Raw genomic sequence first — 24,382 nt, forward strand, 5'->3', positions numbered from 1 at the left:
GTGTCCCGCAGTCATCCGTCGGTGCCCGCGCACTCGATCGCCCCCGCCTACACCGGCCGCCTGTTCACCGCGCCCGTTCCCGCGCTGCGGCTGCCCGAGGAGTCGATGGAGCCGGAGGCCGCCTACCGCTTCATCCACGACGAGCTGATGCTCGACGGCAGTTCCCGGCTGAATCTGGCCACCTTCGTCACCACGTGGATGGACCCCGAGGCCGGCAAGCTGATGGCCGAGACGTTCGACAAGAACATGATCGACAAGGACGAATATCCCGCGACCGCGGCCATCGAACAGCGCTGCGTGTGCATGGTGGCCGACCTGTTCCACGCCGACGGCCTGAGCGACGACGACCCGGCCAGCGCCTGCGGGGTGTCCACCATCGGCTCCAGCGAGGCGGTGATGCTGGGCGGCCTGGCCATGAAATGGCGCTGGCGGGAGAAGGTCGGCAAGGGGTGGGAAGGCCGCACCCCGAACCTGGTGATGGGCTCCAACGTCCAAGTGGTTTGGGAGAAATTCTGCCGCTACTTCGACGTCGAACCCCGCTATCTGCCGATGGAGGAGGGGCGCTACGTCATTACACCCGAGCAGGTCGTCGACGCCGTCGACGAGAACACCATCGGCGTGGTCGCGATCCTGGGCACCACCTACACCGGCGAACTCGAGCCCATCGCCGAGATCTGCGCGGCGCTGGACAAACTCGCCGCCGACGGGGGCGTGGATGTTCCGGTGCACGTCGACGCCGCCAGCGGCGGCTTCGTGGTTCCGTTCCTGCATCCGGAGCTGAAGTGGGATTTCCGGCTGCCCAGGGTGGTGTCGATCAACGTCAGCGGCCACAAGTACGGGCTGACGTATCCCGGTGTCGGGTTCGTGGTGTGGCGAAGCAAGGAGTACCTGCCCGAGGACCTCGTGTTCCACGTGAATTACTTGGGTGGCGACATGCCGACGTTCACGCTGAACTTCTCCCGCCCCGGGAACCAGGTCGTCGGCCAGTACTACAACTTCTTGCGGCTGGGCCGCGACGGCTACACCAAGGTCATGCAGGCCCTGTCCATGACGGCGCGGTGGCTGGGCGAACAGCTACGCGAGGCCGACCACTGCGAGCTGATCTCGGACGGCTCGGCGATCCCGGTGGTCAGCTTCCGGCTCGCCCGCGGCCTGGGCTACACCGAGTTCGACGTCTCCCACGAGCTGCGCGGCTACGGGTGGCAGGTGCCCGCGTACACCATGCCCGACAACGCCACGCACATATCGGTGCTGCGCATCGTGGTTCGCGAGGGCCTGTCCGCCGACCTGGCCCGTGCCCTGCACGACGACGCCCGCACCGCGCTGGCCTCGCTCGACAAGCTCAAGCCGGGCGGGCACTACGAGGCCCAGCACTTCGCGCACTGACTCTCCCGGGCGGGCCGCGGAGCCGGTTCTGGGACAATGGCGGCCGTGGCCGTTACGCCGATATCCCTGAGCCCCGGGGTCCTCGCCGAGGCCGTCGTGGACCTGGGCGCGATCGAGCACAACGTGCGGGTGCTGCGCGAGCACGCCGGTCCCGCGCGGCTGATGGCTGTCGTCAAGGCCGACGGCTACGGCCACGGGGCCACCCGGGTCGCCCGCGCCGCACTGGCCGCCGGGGCGGCCGAGCTGGGCGTCGCCACGGTCGACGAGGCGCTGGCGCTGCGCGCCGACGGGATCACCGCGCCGGTGCTGGCCTGGCTGCACCCGCCCGGGCTCGACTTCGGGCCCGCGCTGCTCGCCGACATCGAGATCGCCGTGTCCTCGGTGCGCCAGCTCGACGAGCTGCTGGACGCGGTGCGCCGCACCGGCCGCACCGCGACCGTGACCGTCAAGGTCGACACCGGGCTGAACCGTAACGGCGTCGCCCCCGCGTCATACCCGTCGATGCTCACCGCGCTGCGCCAGGCCGTCGCCGAGGACGCCATCCGGCTGCGCGGGCTGATGTCGCACATGGTCTACGCCGACCAGCCCGACAATTCGATCAACGACGTTCAGGCGCAGCGGCTCGGCGACATGCTGGCGCAGGCGCGCGACGCGGGGGTGGCGTTCGAGCTTGCGCACCTGGCGAATTCGGCGGCCACCATGGCCCGTCCCGACCTGGCCTTCGATATGGTGCGTCCGGGCATCGCCGTGTACGGCCTGAGCCCCGTGCCGCAGCTCGGCGATCTGGGGTTGATACCCGCGATGACGGTGAAATGCGCTGTCGCGCTGGTTAAGTCAATCCGCGCCGGCGATGGTGTGTCGTACGGACACACCTGGATCGCCGAGCACGACACCACCGTGGCACTGATGCCGATCGGCTACGCGGATGGTGTTTTCCGGTCGCTGGGCGGCCGGCTTGACGTGTTGATCAACGGGCGGCGGCGCCCGGGCGTCGGGCGGATTTGCATGGACCAATTCCTCGTCGACCTGGGTCCCGGTCCGATCGACGTCACCGAGGGCGACGAGGCGATCCTGTTCGGGCCCGGCGGCAGCGGCGAACCCACCGCCCAGGACTGGGCCGACCTGCTCGGCACCATCCACTACGAAGTGGTGACCAGCCCACGCGGGCGCATCACCAGGACCTATCGCGAGGCCGGAACCGTTGAGCGATAAGAGAACCCGCAGGCGCCACCGGGAAAGGGTTTGGCTTGCGGGGGGCACCGGGCTGACTGCGGTCGCCACCATCGTCGGGGCCTCGGCCCGCCGCTCGATGATCCAACGGGCCACGGACGTCGAAGACCCTTACGCCGACGAGGATTTCGAGACAATAAGCAGCGACCGCAGCTACGTGGTGATCACGGCCGACGGCGTGCCGCTGGCCGTCCGCGAAGTCGGCCCGGTCGACGCGCCCGTGACCATGGTCTTCGCCCATGGCTTCTGTCTGCGCATGGGCGCCTTCTACTTCCAGCGAACCCGGCTCGCCGAGAAATGGGGCCCGCGGGTGCGGATGGTCTTCTACGACCAGCGCGGGCACGGGCTCTCCGGCGAAGGCGAGCCCGAGACCTACACGCTGACCCAGCTGGGCCAGGATCTGGAAGCCGTGCTGACCGAGGCAGCGCCGCAGGGGGTCGTCGTGCTGGTCGGCCATTCGATGGGCGGCATGACGGTGTTGTCGCACGCCCGGCAGTACCCCGAACAGTACGGGCGCATGATCGTCGGCGCGGCGTTGATTTCCTCCGCCGCCGAAGGCGTTGCCCGTTCCCCGTTAGGGGAGGTGCTGAAAAACCCTGCGGTGGAAGCGCTTCGGTTCACCGCCCGCTCCGCCCCGAAGCTGACGCACCGCGGCCGCAATGTGTCGCGGTCGCTGATCGCGCCGGTTCTGCGGGCCGCGTCCTACAGCGACCTGCACGTCAGCCGAAGCCTGGACGCCTTCTCCCAGCGCATGATGAACGGCACCCCGATCGCCACCCTGGTGGGATTCTTGCGGGCACTGGAAGTGCACGACGAAACCGCCGGGCTGTGGACGTTGCTGCGCATTCCGACGCTGATCGCCTGCGGTGACCACGACCTGATCACCCCCGATGAGTACTCCAGGAAGATGGCGGCCTGTCTGCCGCAGTCCGAGCTTGTCATCGTCACCGGGGCCAGTCACCTGGCGCTGCTGGACAAACACGAAGCCATCAACGATGGTCTGGTCCGGCTGGTCAACCGCGCCACGCCGAGCAAGGTGGTCCTGCGCTACCGGCGTCTGCGGGAACGGTTCCGGCGTCATGCCTGAGCAGGGCACCGCCACCTGCGAGCGCGTCGAGGACACCGTCGCGCTGGGGTCCCGGCTGGGCAAGCAGCTGCGCGCCGGCGACGTGGTGGTGCTCTCCGGTCCGCTCGGCGCCGGAAAGACGGTGCTGGCCAAGGGTATTGCCGCGGCGATGGATGTCGACGGCCCGGTCACCTCACCGACGTACGTGCTGGCGCGGGTGCACCCGGCGCGGCGACCCGGCGCGCCGGCGATGATCCACGTCGACGTCTACCGGCTGCTGGACCACCGGGGCGCCGACCTGCTCGGCGAGCTCGACTCGCTGGACCTCGACACCGAGCTCGACGACGCGGTCGTCGTGGTGGAGTGGGGTGAAGGCCTGGCCGAACGCCTGTCCGAGCGGCACCTGGACGTCCGCCTCGAGCGGGTCAGCCACTCCGACGCGCGGATCGCGACCTGGGAGTGGAACAGCTCGTGAATATCGTTCTCGCCCTGGACACTTCGACGCCTGCAGTCACGGCCGGCGTCGTGCGACTGTCCGATCACGCCGTGCTGGCCGAGCGTGTCACCGTCGACGCCCGGGCGCACGCCGAACGGCTCACCCCGAATGTGCTTGCGGCGCTTGGCGATGCCGGGCTGACGATGACCGATCTGGACGCAGTCGTGGTGGGTTGCGGCCCCGGCCCGTTCACCGGCTTGCGGGCGGGGATGGCGACCGCCGCCGCGTGCGGGCACGCGCTGGGCATCCCGGTACACGGGGTGTGCAGCCTGGACGCCATCGGGGTGCGAACCACCGGCGACACCTTGGTGGTCACCGATGCCCGGCGGCGCGAGGTCTACTGGGCGCGATACAACGACGGGGTCCGTACCGCCGGCCCGGCGGTCAATGCGCCTGCCGACGTCGACCCCGGTCCCGCGCGGGCAGTCGCGGGTTCGCCCGAGCACGCGGCCCGGTACGGCCTGCCGATCTGCGAGCCGGTCTACCCGACGCCGGCCGGGCTGATCGCCGCGGTGCCCGACTGGTCGGCTGAGCCCGCGCCGCTGGTGGCGCTGTATCTACGCCGGCCCGATGCCAAGCCGTTGGCGGCTCGATGACCGCCTGCAGCGAGCCCGTGACACTCGGCGCGTTGACCCCCGCCGACGCGCAGCGGTGCGCCGAGCTAGAGGCATTGTTGTTCCCCGGTGACGACCCATGGCCGGCGGTGGCGTTCAACCGCGAACTCGCCAGCTCGCATAACCACTACGTGGCCGCGCGCGCCGCCGGCCGCGTGGTGGGCTATGCGGGCATCTCCCGGTTGGGCCGCAAACCGCCGTTCGAATACGAGGTGCACACCATCGGTGTGGACCCGGCATTCCAGGGGCGGGGCATCGGCCGCCGCTTGCTTGACGAGTTGCTGAATTTCGCCGACGGCGGCGCGGTCTATCTGGAAGTGCGCACCGACAACGAGGCGGCCATCGCGTTGTACCGCAGCGCCGGGTTCACCCAGATCGGCCTGCGCCGGCGCTACTACCGGGTCAGCGGCGCCGACGCGTACACGATGCGAAGGGTGGGGGCACCTCCCGCTTGCGGGGGAGCATTGTGACCACCATCCTGGCGATCGAAACCTCCTGCGACGAAACGGGAGTCGGCATCGCGCGGCTGGACGCCGACGGCGCAGTGACCCTGCTGGCCGACGAGGTGGCATCCAGCGTCGACGAACACGTCCGGTTCGGCGGCGTGGTGCCCGAGATCGCCTCGCGCGCGCACCTGGAAGCCCTGGGTCCCGCCATGCGCCGCGCGCTGTCCGCGGCCGGTGTGGAACGACCCGACGTCGTCGCCGCCACGATCGGGCCCGGCCTCGCCGGTGCCCTGTTGGTGGGAGTGGCTGCGGCCAAAGCGTATTCGGCCGCGTGGGACGTGCCGTTCTACGCCGTCAACCACCTGGGCGGCCACCTGGCCGCCGACGTGTACGAACACGGGCCGCTGCCCGAGTGCGTGGCGCTGCTGGTGTCCGGTGGCCACACGCATCTGCTGCACGTGCGTTCGCTCGGCGAGCCGATCGTCGAGCTGGGCAGCACCGTCGACGACGCCGCGGGCGAGGCCTACGACAAGGTCGCGCGCCTGCTGGGCCTGGGCTATCCGGGCGGAAAGGTGCTCGACGACCTGGCCCGCAGCGGCGACCGCGAGGCCATCACGTTCCCGCGCGGCATGACCGGCCCCGCCGACGACCCGCACGCGTTCAGCTTCTCCGGGCTCAAGACCGCCGTCGCGCGATACGTCGAGAGCCACCCCGACGCCGCCACGGCTGACATCGCCGCAGGCTTCCAGGAAGCCGTCGCCGACGTGCTGACCATGAAGGCGGTGCGGGCGGCGACCGAACTCGGCGTCGGAACCCTGCTGATCGCCGGGGGAGTGGCCGCCAACTCCCGGTTGCGGGAACTGGCCACGCAGCGCTGCGCGACGGCGGGCCTGACGCTACGGATCCCCAGACCGCGCCTGTGCACCGACAACGGCGCGATGATCGCCGCGTTCGCCGCGCACCTGGTGGCCGCCGGGGCGCCGCCCTCACCGCTGGACGTGCCCAGCGACCCCGGGCTGCCGGTGGTAAAAGGCCAGGTCAGCTGAGTGCTCGGCGCCAACCCGAGGGAAGCAGGTGGGCGGCCTTGAGTGCTAGCACTCTCATGTATAGAGTGCTAGGTGGCAATCGGCCAACCCCCCGTGTCGGCACCCGCGACGACGGCGCGAGGGTGCAGACGGATGCCGAAACACCTGACAATTCGGGCGGTTCGGGGCAAGCCCCCGGACCGACCGCCAACTCCGGTCCGGGCACGCCCGGACCCGACCCAAATAGTGGAGGGCTCCAATCGTGGCGAAGGTGAACATCAAGCCACTCGAGGACAAGATTCTCGTGCAGGCCAACGAGGCCGAGACCACGACCGCGTCCGGTCTGGTCATTCCTGACACCGCCAAGGAGAAGCCGCAGGAAGGCACCGTCGTCGCAGTCGGCCCCGGCCGGTGGGACGAGGACGGCGACAAGCGGATCCCGGTCGACGTGTCGGAGGGTGACACCGTCATCTACAGCAAGTACGGCGGCACCGAGATCAAGTACAACGGCGAGGAATACCTCATCCTGTCGGCACGCGACGTGCTGGCCGTCGTATCCAAGTAAAGAACCGTGTTCCGCCCCGGCGATCCCCTGTAACCACGGGTGATTTCCGGGGCGGCTCGCGTTGAAGGGGAGCCTTGATGAGCAAGCTGATTGAGTACGACGAAACCGCGCGCCGCGCCATGGAGGCCGGCGTGGACAAGCTCGCCGACGCGGTACGCGTGACGCTGGGCCCACGTGGCCGGCATGTGGTGCTGGCCAAGGCATTTGGCGGGCCCGCGATCACCAACGACGGCGTCACCGTCGCGCGCGAGATCGACCTGGAAGACCCGTTCGAGAACCTGGGCGCCCAGCTGGTGAAGTCGGTGGCCACCAAGACCAACGACGTCGCCGGTGACGGCACCACCACAGCGACCGTGTTGGCCCAGGCACTGGTCAAGGGCGGCCTGCGCATGGTCGCCGCCGGGGCCAACCCGATCGCGCTCGGCGCCGGAATCGGCAAGGCCGCCGACGCGGTGTCCGAGGCGCTGCTGGCCGCCGCCACCCCGGTGTCGGGCAAGGAAGGCATCGCGCAGGTGGCGACGGTCTCCTCGCGCGACGCGCAGATTGGTGAACTCGTCGGCGAGGCCATGAGCAAGGTGGGCCACGACGGCGTGGTCAGCGTCGAGGAATCCTCGACGCTGAGCACCGAGCTGGACTTCACCGAGGGCGTCGGCTTCGACAAGGGATTCCTGTCGGCGTACTTCGTCACCGACTTCGACTCCCAGGAGGCGGTGCTCGAAGACGCGCTGATCCTGCTGCACCAAGACAAGGTCAGCTCGCTGCCCGACCTGCTGCCGATGCTGGAGAAGATCGCCGAGGCCGGGAAGCCGCTGCTGATCATCGCCGAAGACGTCGAGGGCGAGGCCCTGGCCACGCTGGTCGTCAACTCCATCCGCAAGACGCTCAAGGCCGTCGCGGTCAAGTCGCCGTTCTTCGGCGATCGCCGCAAGGCCTTCATGGAAGACCTGGCGATCGTGACGGGCGGACAGGTCGTCAATCCCGACGCCGGCCTGCTGCTGCGCGAGGTCGGCACCGAGGTGCTGGGCACCGCGCGGCGCGTGGTGGTCAGCAAGGACGACACCATCATCGTCGAGGGCGGCGGCTCCGCGGATGCGGTCGCCAATCGCATCAAGCAGCTGCGGGCGGAGATCGAGGCGAGCGACTCGGACTGGGATCGCGAGAAGTTGCAGGAGCGGCTCGCCAAGCTGGCCGGCGGGGTGGCCGTCATCAAGGTGGGCGCCGCAACCGAGACCGCGCTCAAGGAGCGCAAGGAAAGCGTCGAGGATGCCGTCGCGGCCGCCAAGGCCGCGGTCGAGGAGGGCATCGTCGCCGGCGGAGGATCGGCGCTGATCCAGGCCGGCAAAAAGCTCCAGGAGCTGCGCGCGTCGCTGAGCGGCGACGAGGCCCTCGGTGTCGACGTGTTCGCCGAAGCGCTTCCCGCGCCGCTGTATTGGATTGCCACCAACGCGGGGCTGGACGGGGCGGTCGCGGTCAACAAGGTCAGCGAGCTACCCGCCGGGCAGGGGCTGAACGCGGACACGCTGAGCTACGGCGACCTGGTCGCCGAAGGCGTGATCGATCCCGTCAAGGTCACCCGCTCGGCGGTGCTGAACGCGGGGTCGGTGGCCCGGATGGTGCTCACCACCGAGACCGCGGTGGTGGACAAGCCCGCCGATGAGGACGACGACCACGGCCACCACCACGGCCACGCACACTAGTACCGCCTTACACGGAACAGCCCCGGCGTCATTGCCGGGGCTGTTTCAGTTAATCCACGCGGCTAGTTCGAGGGCCACGGCGACTTCAAGGCTGTTGTGGTTGAGTGGTTTGGGTAGCAGGCGTTCGGCGCGCGCGATGCGGGTCAAGACGGTGTTGCGGTGAGCGAAAAGAACTTTCGCGGCGCGCGGCGCGTTTGACTGCTCGCGGAGATAGATACGAAGGGTTTCGCGCACTTCGGGATTAGCGTCGGCGAGGTCGCCGAGCGTGTGTCGGAGGAATTGCCGCGCAGCAGCCTCGTCATGGCTGACCAACGCAACCAGTTGAATGGATTCCCATTGGGCTAGCCGCACGCGGGTTGCGCGCATGAGCAATCTCTGGGTGGCGAGCGACTCGAGATGACTGCGCCGGAAGCCGTCGATGCCACGGGCTGGGGAACCCAGCGCCACGAAGACGTGGTCGTGATTGTTGAGCACGTTGTCGAGGGAGCGGGGGTCAAAGTGATCATCGCTGGGCACCCAAACCCACAGCGCGCCCACGCTAGCGGTCACTGTCAGGGGCCGGCGCCCTCCGACGGCAGCACCCAGCGCTTCGGCGGTCTGGTCTAGGGCCGCGACGTCGGGCTCGGCCTGGTCGCTCCACACGATCGCGGCCAGGTGGGACCGATCGAGGGCGTAGCCCAGCCGGGTTTCGGCGATCGCGCGACGAACGGGTGCGCCCTGGATAAGCAGGGTGACGGTTTCAAGGCGTTCAGCCTGAGTCCCGCGGGTGAGTTGCTCGCGCTCGGCGTGCATCTGTGCCGAGACGTGGGCGATGGTGGCATCGACGTAGCCAAAGATCGACCGGGCGCTGTAGTCGAGCAGCTCCGGGAGCTCCTCCGGGTCGTCGGTGAGGCTGAACGCGATGCCCATCCAGCGTCGCCACGCGACATTTTGCCCCGCGCGCCAGGCTTGCAGAACTCCGTCGTCGAGGCCGCGGCGGGTGAGGTCGCGGGCGATGACCCTGGGCTCGGGGCCGGGGTTAGGGGGCACCGGTGCGGCGGGGTCGCGGCGAATCGATTCGGCCCAGAACACAAAGTTGGCCCGGTTGCTGCGCCTCATCTCCGCGATGAGCGCCGGGTCCTCTGCTAGGGCGGGGTCCTGATCGGTCAGCGTTGCTACGTCGATCTCGCGGAGGAGCTCGTCGAGCACCGCACCGGGTGCGTCGAGTATCTGCTGCACGCCGGCCTGCATGAGTTCTGCAACTCGTGGCGAGGGTCGCTCCCACACCATGCCGACACCATAACAGCGGCAGGGCAAATGCACATTAATGCGCCTAAATGATGGGCAGCCGCTCATTGGCTTCGGATGGTTTCGCTCGGACCATTACCAGTGACAAACAACAAAGCTCGAGCTCACCCACGCCGCGAACCCGGACCCGCATCACCGAACCGGTGATCTCAAGTCAGGAGGAAACATGTTCTCTGCCAACCAAACCTTGTCCGGCAAGACCGCGTTCATCACCGGCGCGGCCGGCGGGATCGGCGCAGCCACCGCCCGTGTCCTGCATCGTCGGGGCGCCAACGTCGTGCTCATCGACCTGCAACAGCGCGCCGCCGATGCGGTCGCGGACGAGCTGGGCTTGCACCGCACGCTGCCCCTTGCCGTCGATGTCACCGATGCCGAGTCGCTGCAGGCCGCCGTAGCTTCCGCCGTTGACGAGTTCGGCGCAATCGACGTCGTGTTCGCCAACGCCGGGATCGCCGCCGATCCCCCGACCAGCATCTTGACCATCGACCCTGCGCAGTTCGAGAAGGTCGTCGAAGTCGACTTGCTCGGAGTGTGGCGCACGGTGCGCGCAGCGCTACCCCAGATCATCGCCAACCGCGGCTATGTCCTCATCACGTCGTCGATTTATGCCTATGCAAATGGCACCATCAATGCTCCGTACGCGATGTCGAAAGCCGGTGTCGAACAACTCGGTCGCGCGCTGCGCGTCGAGCTCGCCGGAGCCGGTGCCTCGGCTGGGGTCCTCTACCCGGGCTGGGTCAAGACCAACATCGCCCGCACCGCGTTCGGCGGAAATGACACCGTCACCCGTTTCCGCGCCCGCGCCTACCCTCCGTTCCTGCGCGAGGCCATCGAGCCCGAGCAGGTGGCCGAGGCAGTAGCGGCCGGCATCGCCAAGCGGTCGCCACGGATCGTTGTACCGCGCCGCTGGATCCCCTACATCCTGCTAAACGGCGTGCTCAACCCGCTGTCTGACGCCGCGCTGGTACGCGACCGCACCGCACAGCGATTCGTTCGCGAAATCGAGCAATCCGCGGCCAACACCGAGCACGCCAAGGCATGACCCATGCCGATCACTAACCGAACCCACACCCGCGCTGACCACATCCCGAAAGGAGCAACCCATGACGACCCGTCTCGACGTGGAGTTTGTGTCTGACGACGCGACCTGCCGTGCCTGGCTGTATCTGCCGCAGACGACGCAACCACGCCCCGTCATCGTGATGGCCCACGGCTTGGGTGGCATCCGTGAGATGCGCCTCGACGCCTACGCCGAGCGGTTCTGCGCCGCCGGCTACGCGTGTCTGGTTTTCGACTACCGCCACTTCGGCGCCAGCGACGGCCAGCCGCGTCAGCTGCTTGACGTCGAGCGCCAACTGGCCGACTGGCCGGCCGCGATCGCCTTCGCCCGCAGCCGCGCCGACGTCGACAACAAGCGGATTGTGTTGTGGGGCACCTCATTTGGTGGCGGGCACGTGATCGTGGCCGCGGCTCGCGAGTCCGGCATCGCCGCCGTCATCTCACAGTGCCCATTCACCGACGGCATCGCCTCGGTGCTGGCGATGAACCCGCAGACACTGGTCAAGGTCAGCGCCCGCGCTATCGCCGATGTCGTCGCCGGCCGCCTCGGAAAGGGCCCGATCATGGTGCCCACCGCCGGTCCGCCCCGGTCGGCGGGCTTGATGACGGCACCCGACGCCGTGCCCGGCTACCTGGCGCTGGTCCCCGACGGCGCCCCGTTCCACAACGAGGTGGCCGCACGGGTAGTGCTACAGGTTCCCACGCACAGCCCGGGCCGCTACGCGGCCCGGGTGGACTGCCCGATCCTGTTCTGTGTCTGCGAGACCGACAGCGTCGCTCCGGCCAAGGCCACCCTGCGCCACGCCGTGAAGGCTCCTCACGGGGAGGTGCGCCTTTATCCCGAAGGCCACTTCGACATCTACGTCGGCGAGCCGTTCGAGCGCGTCGTCGCCGACCAAATCGCCTTCCTGCACCGGCACGTTCCGGTCATCACCTGAGCCCCACCACAACCCGAAAGAATCCATCATGGCTCGCTACCCTGTCACCGGACGCACCATCGTCATCACCGGCTCCAGCGGAGGCCTCGGTTCAGCCCTGGCCGAAGACTTACGCGCCCGCGGCGCCAACCTGGCGCTGCTGGATCTCAACCTGGACGCCACCACCGCTGCGGCCCAACAACTTGGCGGCGACACCGTTGCCAAGGGGTTCCGCGCCGACGTGCGCGACCTCACCAGCCTGCAGGCAGCCATGACCGACGCCGCCGAGCACTTCGGACGCATCGACATCGTGATCGCCAACGCCGGTATCGACACCATGGCGCCCATGGCCAGCCTCGACCCCGCGGCGTTCGAGCGGGTCATCGACATCAACCTCACCGGAGTGTGGCGCACCTTCCGCGCCGCGCTGCCCCACGTGCAACCCCACCAGGGATACCTGCTCGCCGTGTCCTCGATGGCCGCGTTCGTGCACTCCCCGCTACAGGCGTCCTACACCGCGAGCAAGGCCGGTGTCTGGGCCATGTGCGACAGCATCCGCCTCGAAGTGCGCCACCTGGGCGTCGGTGTCGGCAGCGCCCACCCCACGTTCTTCCGCACACCGATGATGGACGACGTGGTCGCCGACCCCGCTGGCCGGGAACTGTGGGGCGGCAACGAAAAAGGCCTCTGGAAGATGGTCCCGATGCAGACCGTCATCGGCGGCATCGTCGATGGTATCGAACGCCGCGCCAACCAGATCATCGTCCCAAAGACGCTGACTCTGACCGCAAAAACACCCGGATTGTTCCGACCCCTTTTCGACCGGATCGGCTTCCGCGACTCAAGCATCCGCCGGGCAATCGAACTCGCGTCCAGCACCGGATGGCATGACGACCAAGCACATTCGCGCCACCGCTAACAGTCGGTGAGGTGGACGGGCAACTCGGAGCCTTTTCGCCGCGGAAGATGATCCTGGTCGCCGGTCCGGCAGGCGGCGAGGACGACGCCGACGGCCAAGGTCATCACCATCACTAGGTAGTGCCGAAGAAACACCCCCGGGTTCATTGCCGGGGGTGTTTCGTTATTGGCATGGATCGCATCTGGCAATGGGCGTGGGATCGGTACGCGTCGAGGTACTCGTGGGCAGGTTGGGCGCTCACTCTCCCCCTGGCCCTCCCGGTTTATCTCGCCTGGTCGTTGGGCATTGTCGCTCTCGAGAGGTCCGATCGCTACGCGGAGGCGGCCGCAGTGACCGTGGTCGCCGTGCTCGCGTACCTGTATGTGCTGACTGTTCCCGGCGGAAGGGATCCCCGGCTCATCGAGCGGTGGGCCGTTGGTGACGACGTTGATCGAGAGAGCGCACTGCGCGCCACCTACAGGTATGGCAGGAAACTGATTGCGAGGGGGGTGGTCGTCACCTTTGTCTGGATCGCGGCGCTGTTCGTCGGTGTCGGGATGATTGCCGGAGCAAGCGCGTCGCGGCTCATCCAGTACGCGATTCTGGGTGCCATCGCCGGAACTGCCGGCCAGCTGATCACTGTGCACAGCTACGTCGAATCAATCCTGCGGCCCGCCAGGGCTGCGATGGTCTCAGATACGGATATCGGCGATTCCCTGCCTCGCTCTCGCCCGGCGTTCGCCACGTGGACCAACGTGGCCATGCTTGCGGTGGGATTCGCGTTTGCCGTCGCGGGCGCGATCCTGGGAGCCATTTTGGACGTCGCCAGGCACGGCCCCGCGCTCGCCATGATGATCGGTGGTGCGCTGGTGCTCGTCATCGGGCCGTCGCTCTGGGCCGCGTACTCGCCACTCCTGCAACCCATTCGCGATCTCGCCGCGGGAACTGAGCGTGTTGCGGCCGGTGATTTCAGCCAACGCCTGCCGGTGGTGCAAGATGACGACCTCGGCGCGCTGGCGGCATCGTTCAACCGCATGCAGGCGGGTTTGGCTGAGCGACAACGACTTCAGGGCGCGTTCGGGACCTATGTCGATCCGGCGCTGGCGGCCCGACTGCTCGAGCAGGGTGACGACGTCTTCGGCGGCGAGCGCCGCGAGGTAACGGTGATGTTCGTCGACATCCGCGACTTCACCCCGTTCGCCGAAGCGAACACCGCCGAGGACACCGTCGCCCGGCTCAACGCCCTGTTCGAAATCGTCGTGCCCGCGGTCGTCGATGCCGGTGGGCACGTCAACAAGTTTCTCGGCGACGGAGCACTAGCCGTTTTCGGTGCCCCCAACGATCTCGCGGATCATGCCGACGCGGCGGTGAGCGCGGCGGTGCTGATTCATCGCCTCGTCGCGCGGCGTTTCGACGGTGCGCTTCGTATCGGAATTGGCATCAACACCGGCAAGGTGATCGCCGGAACCATCGGCGGCGGGAGCAAGCTGGAGTTCACCCTGATCGGTGACACCGTCAACGTCGCCGCCCGCGTCGAGCAGCTCACCAAGACCACCGGTGACGCAATCCTTCTCACCAAACAGACTGCCGACGCCTTAGCCTGTCGACCGGCCGGACTCATCGACCGGGGATCACATGAGCTGAAAGGAAAGTCGGCCGCGGTGACGGTCTTCGGGCTCGACCCAGCGACCACTGATTAGCGGCCGCGCGGCAATACCGGCGGAGTCGTCACCGTGATGGTCGGCGTCGACGTGAAGGTCGGGGTGGTGACCGTGACGGTGCTCGTGCTCGTCGACGTGGACGGCGGCGCGACGGCCGTCGTGGTGGTGATCGTGGTGGCGGTAGTCGTCTCCGTGGTGGACGACGTCGTCGTCGCGGCCGCCGCGGCAATCACGCCGCAGGCCACCCGCTTGGCCGATTCACCGGTGGAGCCGTTGCTCAAGTTATCCGGGTCCTGGTGGATGACCAGTGCGCTACCCGAGCCGTTTCTCAGGTCCGCGGCCGTGACCGAGTTCGTTGTGGTGACGAGTTTCGCCGAGCCATCGGTGCGCACCTGCAACGCGGTCAGCTCGCCGCTCGCGGGATAGCCGGTGTGACCCGGTGCCTGGTAGACGCCCCCGGCCGAACTGAAGTCCCCGGGGTCGCATCTGCCGATCGAGTGGATCTGCAGCCCGTGGAAACCCGGGCTCAGCACCTGGTTGGCGCCGGCCTCGACGGTCACCGTCGCGTAGCCGTCGGCGAAATCGAAGGTGGCGTTGGCCACGACAGTCCCGTCAGAGCTCTTCAACTGCGTGGCCATTCTCTCCGCGCCGGCCGGCGACGTGGTCAGCGGTGACGTGTTGGGCTGGCTGCCGCGCTGGTTCGTGCATGCGCCCAGCGCTGCCGCGGTGGCGGCCAGTACCGCGGCCGCAACGGCTACTTCCCTCTTCAAGCCCGTATTCATGCTCGGGACCTACCCGAATTCGACGATGTCAAACTCGCTACAGCAGCGGGCGCGGGTCGAACACCACGCGCACCCGTTGGGCGCGCCCGTTTTCGACGTGACACCAATTCACGACGGGGACCGGCTCGCCGCCCTTCGGATGCAGGTTGAACCACGTCAGCACGTCGCGGTCGTCGGCCAACATCTTCTCGACGGTGATGTCATCGAGCATCTGGGCGAAGCCCGCGAGTTGCTTGACGTAGTCGTCGGCGCCGCTGGCGGTGCCCATCGGTCCGGAGAACGTCACGTCGTCGGCGAGGATCGCGCGCAGGCCATCGAAGTCCTTGCGCTTCCAGCTGTCGAAATATGTCTGTGCGATCTGTGTCGGTTCCATGCCTTCATCCTCCCCGCGGGAGTGGCATACGTCGAAGATATGTTGCTGATCCGACGCATAATCAGTAGTTATGGAGCTGCATCAACTCGAGTACCTAGTCGCGGTGGCGGAAGAGGCGAGTTTCACCAAGGCGGCCGCGCGCGTGCATGTCGCGCAGCCAGGGGTCAGCGCGCAGATCCGCCGACTGGAGTCCGAACTCGGCCAATCGCTGTTCGACCGCTCGGGTGGCTCGGTGCGACTGACCGACGCGGGCGCCAGGGTGCTGCCGCCGGCGCGGGCCGCGCTGGCCGCCGTTCACGAAATCACCGCTGTCGCAGAGCAACTGCGGGGGGTGCTGCGCGGGCGCGTCGCGGTCGGAATGATGCCGTCGTGCCCGCCCGACGTCATCACCGGCACGCTTGCCGTGTTTCACGACGAGCATCCCGGCGTCGAGATCAGCTTGGTGGAGGCGCCGTCGGCCGATCTGATCGCCGGCCTTCGTGACAGCGCGATCGACTTGGCCGTCGTCGGGTTCGCGTCGGCGCTCGGCCGCGGCATCGAGGTAAAGGTGATCAACGACGACGTGTTGGTGGCGGCCGTCGTACCGGGCGGCGCCCTCGCCCGACGGACTTCGATCTCATTGCGAGCGCTCGCCGAGCATCCGCTGATCTGCCTGCCGCGCGGCGCGGGCATCCGGGCCGGCCTCGACGAGGGGTGCGCGGCCGCCGGTATCCGCGCCAACATTGCGCTAGAGGCCAGCAACCCGGTGGTGGTCGGCGATCTCGCGGCACGGTCGCTCGGCGTTGCGGTGCTGCCGCAGTCCTACGTGCGCACCCGCGACGATCTGCACCCGATCCGCATCGGGCGTCCGGCAATGCGCGTTCGCGTCGGTGTGGCGTGGCGTTCCGACGGCCGGCTGTCACCGGCCGCGACGGCGCTAGTCGAGTTGTGGCGCCGGCGGGCCGATAAGTCACAGTGAGCTCAGCACGGCCGCACGGACGCGGACACGGAACTTGTTGATCGCCGATCGACGCAGTTGGGTCATTCGCTCGACCATTTGGTTACCCAGGGTGTCGAGCATGTTCTCGCTCAAATCGATTGGGGCCGGGCACAAGTCGCGCTCCTCTTCGGTGGCGTGGGCGTCCAGGACCGTGACGAACGAGTGCCATTCGTCCTCGTACTGCGGTGCGCTCGGCGGCGTCCGAAGCAGCGTCGCCAGCTGATCCCACACCTGCCGGTGTTCCGCATGGGCGATAGCGACCAGCTTGCTCGCCGCCTGTACCGCCGGATAGAAGAGGTCGTCCTCGATGCGCATATGGATGTCCAGCTCGATCAACAGCTCACCGAGGGCTTCTTGCCGCTCATCGGTATCCGGTGGTATTGCGGTGGTCTTCGCGCACAGGCCCCGTAAGACCTTGTGGTGGTCGAATAGCACTTCATAGGCATTCATGTCGCCACTCCCCGCACCTCAACGAGTCCGTCGCGGATCCGCACCGGATAACTCGGCAGCGCCGCCGTCGCAGGTCCCCGCGTCACCTCGCCCGATTCGCACGCGAACCGGGAACCGTGCCAGGGGCAGACGATTCGATCGCGATCAATCCAGCCGTCATTCATCGGTGCACCCAGATGCGGGCAGTGCGCACCCACCGCCAGCACCTTGTCGTCGTTCCGATACAGGACCACGCCCACACCGGCCACCTCGACCCGCTGCGGCTGGCCATCCAAAGCCGTTGCCGCCAGCACCGGCGTCCAACGGTCCCCACTCAGCCGAGCTCCAGAGCGATCCACCCCGGTGCCCGACGCGAACACCAAAGCGCCGCCCAGGTAGCCGGCGCCAAGGGTCAGGCCGTAGCCCAGCGCACTGCTCGCCATTCCCCGCAGATGACGGCCGTCGCGGCGCTGCCGCCACGACACTGCGTACAGTCCCGTTGCGACCGTGTTCAGCACGCCATGCACGAGACCGATCCGGCGCGATTGCTCATGGGTGTGCTGCCAGTCGGTCAGACCGGTAGCGGCCGCGCCGACGCTTCCGACAAGTCCGACACCCAACGCAAACCGTGCAGCGTCACGAAGCCCGGTGGCGCGTCCGGGGAGCAGGCTGGCCGCGTCGATCGCGACCGTCGTCGCCACCGCTCCCGTCGGCACGGACGTCAACGCCGGATGAAGCGGATGACCGAGCCAGGTGCCATGCAGTGCGTTGCTGACGCGATCCCGGTATCGGCCCGTGGCCGCGAATGCGAACATCAGGGCGTGCTCGAGACGGTAGCTGGGTCGATCCAGCCACGCTTGCTGTCCCACCGTTGTCCTTACGGCGAGTCCGGCATTGCGGACCCGAGTTTCAAAATTGTGCCAGCGCTTAGCCACAGCGCCCCTCCCGCGCGACGGCGAATCGACGCGGGCCCCGACACCGCGAGCGATTGAGTGAATCTAGGACCGCGCCCGGTTCGCCCAGTCCATGACTAGTACACGCGCCGCGGCGCGGAACCGTTCAATCGCAGATTGCGGGAGATCAGGCGCTGCGACGGATACCGCGAGTGCGGCCGATGTCGCCCTTCAGCAGTAGGTCGCGCTCGGATTCCGACAGGCCGCCCCAAACACCGTACGGCTCAGCGACTTCCAGCGCGTGGGCCCGGCACTCCTGGATCACCGGGCACTGCCGGCACATCTCCTTGGCGCGCTGCTCGCGTTGCATGCGCGCGCGACCGCGCTCGCCGTCCGGATGGAAGAACATCGACGAATCGACACCGCGGCACAGGCCTTGCAGTTGCCAGTTCCATATGTCGGCGTTGGGCCCAGGTAGCTGCTCCGGTTGTGGCATGGCTAGTTCCCTCTCTGCACGGCACGCCCAGAATGTCAGGATCGCGAAACGATTGTGCAACTGATTTTGGGGGGACGTCACCGATGACTGCCCGTCATTGCTAGAACTTAGGGGCGGCGGCGAATTTCCGTCAATAGGCGCTTAGTGTGGCAAAATACATGACCGTTGCTGCAGAATTAACTCTGCGTTCATCTGCGACGCATTTACCGCACAAGAGCCGTGCTACCAGCTAGTTGGTGCCCCTTGGGATTTCGCTGCTCAGGGCGGTTGGACGGGGAAGGGCCAATTTGTACACGCCGATCGTGATTAACATTTCAGTAACACAGATACCACAAACTGTTTACTACTATCACCGTGATTGAAACTCGTCACACTTCGACGATCGACGCAACGCTGGCGGACGCCGCCTTCGGAAACCGGCCGCAAAGCTGGCCTTTACCGACGGCGACCACACCCCGGCAATTGTGGCTGCGCGCCGTCGCGTGCGGTGGGCAGGGGCACTACGGCAGCGCGTATCGCGACCTCGCCGCGCTGCGCCGCAGCGGTTCCGGCGGCCGACTGGTCTCGCTGGCGCACAGCACGCAGGGATCGTTCCTGCGCCAGCTCGGCTGGCACGAGCGGGCGCGCGGCTGGGATGGTCGCGCCCTGGCTCTGGCCGGCACCGATCCCGAGGCGCGGGCCGACGCCCTGATCGGGCTGGCCGCCGACGCGCTGGGAGTCGGCCGCTTCGCCGCCGCGGCGGCGTTGTTGACGCGTGCGGACTCGACGCTGGCGGCCGCGACGGTGCCCGACCGGCTCGCGGTGCGGCGGGGATGGGTGGGCGCCGAGTTGGCCATGGCGTCCGGCGACGGCGACGTCGCCGTCTGCCGCGCCGAGGAAGCCGTCGACCTCGCGCGGCTCGAGGCCTCGGCGCGGCACCGGGTCAAAAGCGATGTGGTGCTCGCCGCGGCCCTGTGCAGTGCGAGCCGCGCCGACCGCGCCCGGGAGGTCGCCGAGGCGGCACTGGGCGCCACCGAGCGATTCGGGTTGATACCCCTTCGGTGGGCGCTGGCTTGCTTGCTGATTGATCTCGGAAGCGTCACATTTTCGGCACGAGAACTGTCCGAAATTCGCGATATCTGCGCAGGCCAGGTGCGGCGCGCCGGTGGCGCGTGGCGTTCCGCTTGAAACGGCCTTGCGGCCGTTAAAGTCATTGCGTGAGTTAGCCCGTGATAGCCCGTGCTGTGTCCGGTTCGTAACGTTGGAGATACCGCCGTCGATGACAATTCAAGCGGAACGTCTCGACGCTGTGGTTGCCGAGGCCGTAGCGGGAGACACGAAGGCATTACGGGAGGTGCTGGAGACCATCCGTCCGATTGTCGTGCGGTATTGCCGGGCTCGGGTCGGCACAATCGATCGGGGTGGCCTGTCAGCCGATGACGTGGCGCAGGAGGTTTGCTTGGCCACTATTACGGCGCTGCCGCGCTACCGGGATCGGGGCCGCCCATTCCTGGCCTTCCTGTACGGCATTGCGGCCCACAAGGTAGCCGACGCCCACCGGGCCGCCGGCCGCGATCTCGCCTTCCCCTCCGATTCGGTTCCCGAGCGCTGGTCGTCCGAGGCCGGGCCCGAACAGCGTGCCATCGAGGCCGATTCGGCCAGCCGCATGAACGAACTCCTCGAGATCTTGCCCTCCAAGCAGCGCGAGATCCTGATCCTGCGCGTCGTCGTCGGCCTGTCCGCCGAGGAGACCGCCGCCGCCGTCGGCGCGACGCCGGGCGCGGTGCGGGTGGCCCAGCACCGGGCGTTGAACCGCCTGAAATCCGAGATCGTCGCGGCGGGTGACTATGCCTGAATCCTTGGACGAATTCGCCAGCACCGATTTGCTTCTCGACGCGCTCGCCGAACGGCGGCCCGTCGATCTGGACGACCCCGACGACGACGCGCTGGCCGCCCTCCTGGCGGAATGGCGCGACGATCTGCGGTGGCCACCGGCCAGTGCGCTGGTGTCGCCGGAAGATGCGATCGAGGCGTTGCGCGCCGGACTTGCCGAACGCGGCGGGCGCAGCCGTCGTGGCCTGGCGGCGATCGGATCGGTGGCCGCGACGCTGTTGGTGCTCAGCGGCTTCGGTGCCATGGTGGTCGAGGCCCGGCCCGGGGACGCGTTGTACGGCCTGCACGCGATGTTCTACGACCAGCCGCGGGTCAACGACCAAAAAATTGAGTTGTCGGCCAAGGCCGAGCTGGCGAAGGTTCAGCAACTGATCAACGAAGGCCAATGGGCGCAGGCCCACAACCAGCTGGCCGAGGTGAGCAGTGCCGTGCAGTCCATGAACGACGGGGCCAGCCGCACCGACCTGATGGATCAGGTCAATCTGCTGAACACCCGCGTCCAGTCGCGCGACCCGAACGCCACGCTGCCGCCGCCGCAGGCCGTTACCCCGGCGCCGCAGACCAAGCCCCCGAAGGCCCCGGCCGCGTCGACCACGTCGAGTGTGTCGCCGACTCCGAGCACCACGACGCCCACGGCGGTCAGCCCGAGCCCGTCGTCGTCTGCGTCATCCGCATCCTCGACGACTCCGTCGTCGAGTCGACACCACCACCACGGGCAGACGTCCACGCCGTCTTCGACGGCGCCGGGCGGCTAGCCACCGGGCGCTGGAGGTACTGAGGCGTTCAGTGACGCCGGTGAAACCCGTCGGCGTCTGACGTCGCTTCGTTGAGCGACGCATCCGCATATCCCCGGCAGTAATCCCACGTGACGTACGCGTCGGGCTCGGGGTCGTAGGCGGGTTCGTGCGGACGGACCGTGCCGTCGATGAGCAGCTGCAGCAAATTCGCGCGCAACATGTCCCAGTCGTGGTAGTGGTCCTGCTGGCACTCGTCACAGCACACGACCAGCCCGCGAATCCCCTTGTGCGCCAACAGAGCTTCGTAAACGGCCAGGTCGGCCAGGTCGGCCTCTACCGCCATTCGCTCTTGGGCGTCCAGGGGCTGTCCCGGCTCGACGGCGTCCAGTGCCGCCGACGGGTCGCAGGGGTCGTCGGCAAACGGGTCGGGTGGCAAACCCGGTGGGAGGTGGTCGCGCACGCCTCTAGACTACGCAGGCGGGCCGTCATAACGCCAGCAGGGAGGTCGCGCGCGGCCCGGCGTAAACCGGCCCGCGGCACGCCCGGCCGAGCGAGTCTCGATGGTCTCCGCGAGCCGATAGGATGGGTTTCTCACTCCGCGCGCATGGAGGGCTTCACCGATGTCCCGTGGCATGTCCCACCTAGAAGACAGCTCCGAGCTGGTCGCCAGTCCGTACGTGCGCGACGCGCCCGTGAGTGGCCTGGCGGACGACCGGGTGGTGACCGGGGGCGACGACCCGTACAAGGTGGCGATGCTGGGCCTGACTTTCGACGACGTCTTGCTGTTGCCTGCCGCTTCCGACGTGGTGCCCGCCACCGCGGACACCTCCAGCCAGCTCACCAAGAAGATCAGACTCAAAGTGCCGCTGGTCAGCTCGGCGATGGACACCGTGACCGAATCCCGGATGGCGATCGCGATGGCCCGGGCCGGCGGCATGGGGGTGCTGCACCGCAACCTGCCGGTCGCCGAGCAGGCCGGCCAGGTCGAGATGGTCAAGCGATCCGAGGCCGGCATGGTCACCGATCCGGTCACCTGCCGGCCGGACAACACTTTGGCTCAGGTCGACGCGATGTGCGCCAAGTTCCGGATCTCCGGGCTGCCGGTGGTCGACGACGCCGGCGCGCTGGTCGGCATCATCACCAACCGCGACATGCGCTTCGAGGTCGATCAGACCAGAAAAGTCGCCGAGGTGATGACCAAGGCCCCGCTGATCACCGCCCAGGAGGGCGTCAGCGCCGACGCGGCCCTGGGCCTGTTGCGGCGCAACAAGATCGAGAAACTGCCCGTCGTCGACGGCCACGGCCGGCTGACCGGGCTGATCACCGTCAAGGACTTCGTCAAGACCGAACAACACCCGCTGGCCACCAAGGACAGCGACGGGCGGCTGCTGGTCGGCGCCGCCGTCGGCGTCGGCGGCGACGCGTGGGTGCGCGCGATGATGCTCGTCGACGCCGGGGTGGACGTGCTGATCGTGGACACCGCGCACGCGCACAACCGGCTGGTGCTCGACATGGTCGGCAAACTCAAGGCCGAGGTGGGCGAGAAGGTCGAGGTGATCGGCGGCAACGTCGCCACCAGGGCGGCCGCCGCGGCCCTGGTCGACGCCGGTGCCGACGCGGTGAAGGTCGGCGTCGGACCGGGTTCGATCTGCACCACCCGGGTGGTGGCCGGCGTCGGCGCGCCCCAGATCACCGCGATCCTGGAGGCCGTCGCGGTGTGCGGTCCGGCCGGCGTGCCGGTCATCGCCGACGGGGGCCTGCAGTACTCCGGCGATATCGCCAAGGCGCTGGCCGCCGGCGCGTCGACCGCGATGCTGGGCTCGCTGTTGGCCGGCACCGCCGAGGCGCCGGGCGAGCTGATCTTCGTCAACGGCAAGCAGTTCAAGAGCTATCGGGGGATGGGGTCGCTGGGCGCCATGCAGGGCCGCGGCGGGGCGAAGTCCTACTCCAAGGACCGCTACTTCGCCGACGACGCGCTCTCCGAGGACAAGCTGGTCCCCGAGGGCATCGAGGGCCGGGTGCCGTTCCGGGGCCCGCTGTCGTCGGTGATCCACCAGCTGACCGGCGGCCTGCGGGCCGCGATGGGATACACCGGCTCGCCCACCATTGAGGTGCTGCAGCAGGCGCAGTTCGTCCGGATCACGCCGGCCGGGCTGAAGGAGAGCCACCCGCACGACGTCTCGATGACGGTCGAAGCACCTAATTACTACGCGCGGTGAACAGCGAACTGGCCATGGTCGAGATCGGGATGGGTCGCGTCGCCCGTCGCACCTACGAACTCAGTGAAGTCAGCATCGTGCCGTCGCGGCGCACCCGCTCGTCGCAGGACGTGTCGACGGCGTGGCAGCTGGACGCCTACCGCTTCGAGATCCCGGTCGTGGCGCACCCGACCGATGCCCTGGTGTCGCCGGAGTTCGCGATCGAGCTCGGCCGGCTCGGCGGTCTCGGGGTGCTCAACGGCGAGGGGCTGATCGGCCGGCACGCCGACGTCGAGGCCAAGATCGCGCAGCTCGTCGAGGCCGCGGAAAAGGAGCCCGAACCCTCGGCGTCGATCCGGCTGCTGCAGGAGCTGCATGCGGCCCCGCTCAACCCGGACCTGTTGGGCGCCGCGGTGGCCCGCATCCGCGACGCCGGGGTCATCACCGCGGTGCGGGTTAGCCCGCAGAACGCGCAGGCGCTGACGCCAGTGCTGGTGGCGGCCGGCATCGACCTGCTGGTCATCCAGGGCACCATCGTCTCTGCCGAACGGGTGGCCAGCGACGGCGAGCCGCTGAACCTGAAGACCTTCATCTCCGAGCTCGACGTGCCGGTGGTCGCCGGCGGCGTGCTCGACCATCGCACCGCGCTGCACCTGATGCGGACCGGCGCCGCTGGCGTCATCGTCGGTTACGGCTCCACCCGGGGCGTGACCACCAGCGACGAGGTGCTGGGCATCAGCGTGCCGATGGCCACCGCGATCGCCGACGCCGCGGCCGCGCGGCGCGAATACCTCGACGAGACGGGCGGCCGCTACGTGCATGTGCTGGCCGACGGCGACATCCACACCTCCGGAGAGCTGGCCAAGGCCATCGCGTGCGGGGCCGACGCGGTAGTGCTCGGCACGCCGCTGGCCGAAAGCGCCGAGGCGCTCGGCGACGGGTGGTTCTGGCCGGCCGCGGCGGCGCATCCGTCGTTGCCGCGTGGGGCGCTGCTGCAGATCGCGGTCGGGGAGCGCCCGCCGCTGCGCCAGGTTCTCAACGGTCCGTCCGACGATCCGTTCGGCAGCCTGAACCTGGTCGGCGGGCTGCGCCGCGCCATGGCCAAGGCCGGCTATTGCGATCTCAAGGAGTTCCAGAAGGTCGGCCTGACCGTCGGCTGCTGAGCGCTTTCGGCCGCCGAACGTGCGGCCAGCCGCCCGCTGGACTCCGAACGTGCGGCCAGCCGCACGCTGGCGCCGAAGGTCGGAGTACCCGACCTGGTTTATTACCGGCCGGT

General features: G+C 68.2%; 26 protein-coding genes. 19 read left to right on the plus strand and 7 right to left on the minus strand.

Annotated elements, in window-relative coordinates:
* From A5745_RS17930 to groL, 9 genes are all read left to right on the plus strand, one after another.
* Positions 1-1,386, plus strand: a complete 1,386-nt coding sequence (locus A5745_RS17930) for a glutamate decarboxylase (protein WP_076117736.1) — start codon at positions 1-3, stop codon at positions 1,384-1,386.
* A 45-nt stretch (positions 1,387-1,431) separates the two neighbouring features.
* Positions 1,432-2,598, plus strand: a complete 1,167-nt coding sequence (gene alr / locus A5745_RS17935) for an alanine racemase (protein WP_217695291.1) — start codon at positions 1,432-1,434, stop codon at positions 2,596-2,598.
* A 52-nt stretch (positions 2,599-2,650) separates the two neighbouring features.
* Entirely contained in the window at positions 2,651-3,703 is a 1,053-nt protein-coding gene (locus tag A5745_RS17940; protein ID WP_170874488.1) for an alpha/beta fold hydrolase, read from the plus strand.
* Positions 3,696-4,157, plus strand: a complete 462-nt coding sequence (gene tsaE / locus A5745_RS17945) for a tRNA (adenosine(37)-N6)-threonylcarbamoyltransferase complex ATPase subunit type 1 TsaE (protein WP_076117740.1) — start codon at positions 3,696-3,698, stop codon at positions 4,155-4,157. The genes A5745_RS17940 and tsaE overlap by 8 nt, the downstream gene beginning before the upstream one ends.
* Entirely contained in the window at positions 4,154-4,774 is a 621-nt protein-coding gene (gene tsaB / locus A5745_RS17950) for a tRNA (adenosine(37)-N6)-threonylcarbamoyltransferase complex dimerization subunit type 1 TsaB (protein ID WP_076117891.1), read from the plus strand. Before tsaE ends, tsaB begins: the two co-directional genes overlap by 4 nt.
* On the plus strand, positions 4,771-5,262 hold the full coding sequence (gene rimI / locus A5745_RS17955) for a ribosomal protein S18-alanine N-acetyltransferase (protein WP_076117743.1): 492 nt from the start codon (positions 4,771-4,773) through the stop codon (positions 5,260-5,262). Before tsaB ends, rimI begins: the two co-directional genes overlap by 4 nt.
* Positions 5,259-6,284, plus strand: coding sequence for a tRNA (adenosine(37)-N6)-threonylcarbamoyltransferase complex transferase subunit TsaD (tsaD, locus tag A5745_RS17960; protein WP_076117745.1), 1,026 nt, complete (start codon positions 5,259-5,261; stop codon positions 6,282-6,284). The genes rimI and tsaD overlap by 4 nt, the downstream gene beginning before the upstream one ends.
* Positions 6,285-6,525: 241 nt before the next feature.
* Entirely contained in the window at positions 6,526-6,828 is a 303-nt protein-coding gene (groES, locus tag A5745_RS17965) for a co-chaperone GroES (protein WP_076061676.1), read from the plus strand.
* A 77-nt stretch (positions 6,829-6,905) separates the two neighbouring features.
* Positions 6,906-8,525: a chaperonin GroEL gene (gene groL, locus A5745_RS17970; protein WP_076117747.1), complete on the plus strand. Its 1,620-nt coding sequence runs from the start codon at positions 6,906-6,908 to the stop codon at positions 8,523-8,525.
* 45 nt (positions 8,526-8,570) lie between these two features.
* Here the strand turns inward: groL and A5745_RS17975 are convergent, their stop codons facing one another.
* Entirely contained in the window at positions 8,571-9,794 is a 1,224-nt protein-coding gene (locus tag A5745_RS17975; RefSeq protein WP_076117749.1) for a CdaR family transcriptional regulator, read from the minus strand.
* Between the two features lie 184 nt (positions 9,795-9,978).
* Here A5745_RS17975 and A5745_RS17980 point away from each other — a divergent pair, with 184 nt between their 5' ends.
* The 4 genes from A5745_RS17980 to A5745_RS17995 all read left to right on the plus strand — a co-directional run bounded on the left by A5745_RS17980 (position 9,979) and on the right by A5745_RS17995 (position 14,386).
* A complete protein-coding gene (locus tag A5745_RS17980; RefSeq protein WP_076117751.1) occupies positions 9,979-10,854 on the plus strand; it encodes a short-chain dehydrogenase/reductase in 876 nt (291 codons plus the stop codon).
* Between the two features lie 61 nt (positions 10,855-10,915).
* Complete coding sequence (locus tag A5745_RS17985; RefSeq protein WP_076117753.1) at positions 10,916-11,809, plus strand: alpha/beta hydrolase; 894 nt, start codon at positions 10,916-10,918, stop codon at positions 11,807-11,809.
* A 28-nt stretch (positions 11,810-11,837) separates the two neighbouring features.
* Positions 11,838-12,707 (plus strand): SDR family NAD(P)-dependent oxidoreductase, encoded by an 870-nt coding sequence (locus tag A5745_RS17990; RefSeq protein ID WP_076117755.1) that lies wholly within the window; start codon positions 11,838-11,840, stop codon positions 12,705-12,707.
* Between the two features lie 170 nt (positions 12,708-12,877).
* Entirely contained in the window at positions 12,878-14,386 is a 1,509-nt protein-coding gene (locus A5745_RS17995; RefSeq protein WP_076117757.1) for an adenylate/guanylate cyclase domain-containing protein, read from the plus strand.
* Here A5745_RS17995 and A5745_RS18000 read toward each other — a convergent pair.
* Positions 14,383-15,129: a superoxide dismutase family protein gene (locus A5745_RS18000; RefSeq protein WP_170874486.1), complete on the minus strand. Its 747-nt coding sequence runs from the start codon at positions 15,127-15,129 to the stop codon at positions 14,383-14,385. The two genes, A5745_RS17995 and A5745_RS18000, sit on opposite strands and share 4 nt — an antisense overlap.
* A gap of 37 nt (positions 15,130-15,166) precedes the next feature.
* Positions 15,167-15,502, minus strand: a complete 336-nt coding sequence (locus A5745_RS18005) for a nuclear transport factor 2 family protein (protein ID WP_076117759.1) — start codon at positions 15,500-15,502, stop codon at positions 15,167-15,169.
* Between the two features lie 70 nt (positions 15,503-15,572).
* On the opposite strand from A5745_RS18005, the gene A5745_RS18010 reads away from it, so the two are divergent.
* Positions 15,573-16,460 carry a LysR family transcriptional regulator gene (locus tag A5745_RS18010; protein WP_076117761.1) on the plus strand — a complete coding sequence of 296 codons (888 nt, stop codon included), beginning with the start codon at positions 15,573-15,575 and terminating at the stop codon, positions 16,458-16,460.
* Here the strand turns inward: A5745_RS18010 and A5745_RS18015 are convergent.
* The 3 genes from A5745_RS18015 to A5745_RS18025 all read right to left on the minus strand — a co-directional run bounded on the left by A5745_RS18015 (position 16,452) and on the right by A5745_RS18025 (position 18,299).
* On the minus strand, positions 16,452-16,931 hold the full coding sequence (locus A5745_RS18015) for a hemerythrin domain-containing protein (protein ID WP_076061691.1): 480 nt from the start codon (positions 16,929-16,931) through the stop codon (positions 16,452-16,454). The two genes, A5745_RS18010 and A5745_RS18015, sit on opposite strands and share 9 nt — an antisense overlap.
* Entirely contained in the window at positions 16,928-17,725 is a 798-nt protein-coding gene (locus tag A5745_RS18020) for a Rieske 2Fe-2S domain-containing protein (protein WP_083662967.1), read from the minus strand. Before A5745_RS18020 ends, A5745_RS18015 begins: the two co-directional genes overlap by 4 nt.
* A gap of 265 nt (positions 17,726-17,990) precedes the next feature.
* Positions 17,991-18,299, minus strand: a complete 309-nt coding sequence (locus A5745_RS18025) for a WhiB family transcriptional regulator (protein WP_076061695.1) — start codon at positions 18,297-18,299, stop codon at positions 17,991-17,993.
* A 354-nt stretch (positions 18,300-18,653) separates the two neighbouring features.
* On the opposite strand from A5745_RS18025, the gene A5745_RS18030 reads away from it, so the two are divergent.
* The 3 genes from A5745_RS18030 to A5745_RS18040 all read left to right on the plus strand — a co-directional run bounded on the left by A5745_RS18030 (position 18,654) and on the right by A5745_RS18040 (position 20,926).
* Complete coding sequence (locus tag A5745_RS18030; protein ID WP_076117765.1) at positions 18,654-19,466, plus strand: hypothetical protein; 813 nt, start codon at positions 18,654-18,656, stop codon at positions 19,464-19,466.
* A gap of 91 nt (positions 19,467-19,557) precedes the next feature.
* Positions 19,558-20,133, plus strand: coding sequence for a sigma-70 family RNA polymerase sigma factor (locus A5745_RS18035; RefSeq protein ID WP_076061698.1), 576 nt, complete (start codon positions 19,558-19,560; stop codon positions 20,131-20,133).
* A complete protein-coding gene (locus A5745_RS18040; protein ID WP_083662968.1) occupies positions 20,126-20,926 on the plus strand; it encodes an anti-sigma-D factor RsdA in 801 nt (266 codons plus the stop codon). Before A5745_RS18035 ends, A5745_RS18040 begins: the two co-directional genes overlap by 8 nt.
* A gap of 28 nt (positions 20,927-20,954) precedes the next feature.
* On the opposite strand, the gene A5745_RS18045 is transcribed toward A5745_RS18040, so the two are convergent.
* On the minus strand, positions 20,955-21,368 hold the full coding sequence (locus A5745_RS18045; protein ID WP_076061701.1) for a DUF5319 domain-containing protein: 414 nt from the start codon (positions 21,366-21,368) through the stop codon (positions 20,955-20,957).
* 160 nt (positions 21,369-21,528) lie between these two features.
* Here A5745_RS18045 and guaB point away from each other — a divergent pair, with 160 nt between their 5' ends.
* The gene (gene guaB, locus A5745_RS18050; protein ID WP_076061703.1) at positions 21,529-23,127 is read left to right on the plus strand and encodes an IMP dehydrogenase; all 1,599 of its coding nucleotides are present in this window, start codon (positions 21,529-21,531) and stop codon (positions 23,125-23,127) included.
* A 14-nt stretch (positions 23,128-23,141) separates the two neighbouring features.
* Positions 23,142-24,269, plus strand: a complete 1,128-nt coding sequence (locus tag A5745_RS18055) for a GuaB3 family IMP dehydrogenase-related protein (protein ID WP_076117893.1) — start codon at positions 23,142-23,144, stop codon at positions 24,267-24,269.
* Positions 24,270-24,382: the final 113 nt, after the last annotated feature.

The organism is Mycobacterium sp. IS-2888 (assembly GCF_001954215.1).
In the GTDB taxonomy this organism is placed as follows: domain Bacteria; phylum Actinomycetota; class Actinomycetes; order Mycobacteriales; family Mycobacteriaceae; genus Mycobacterium.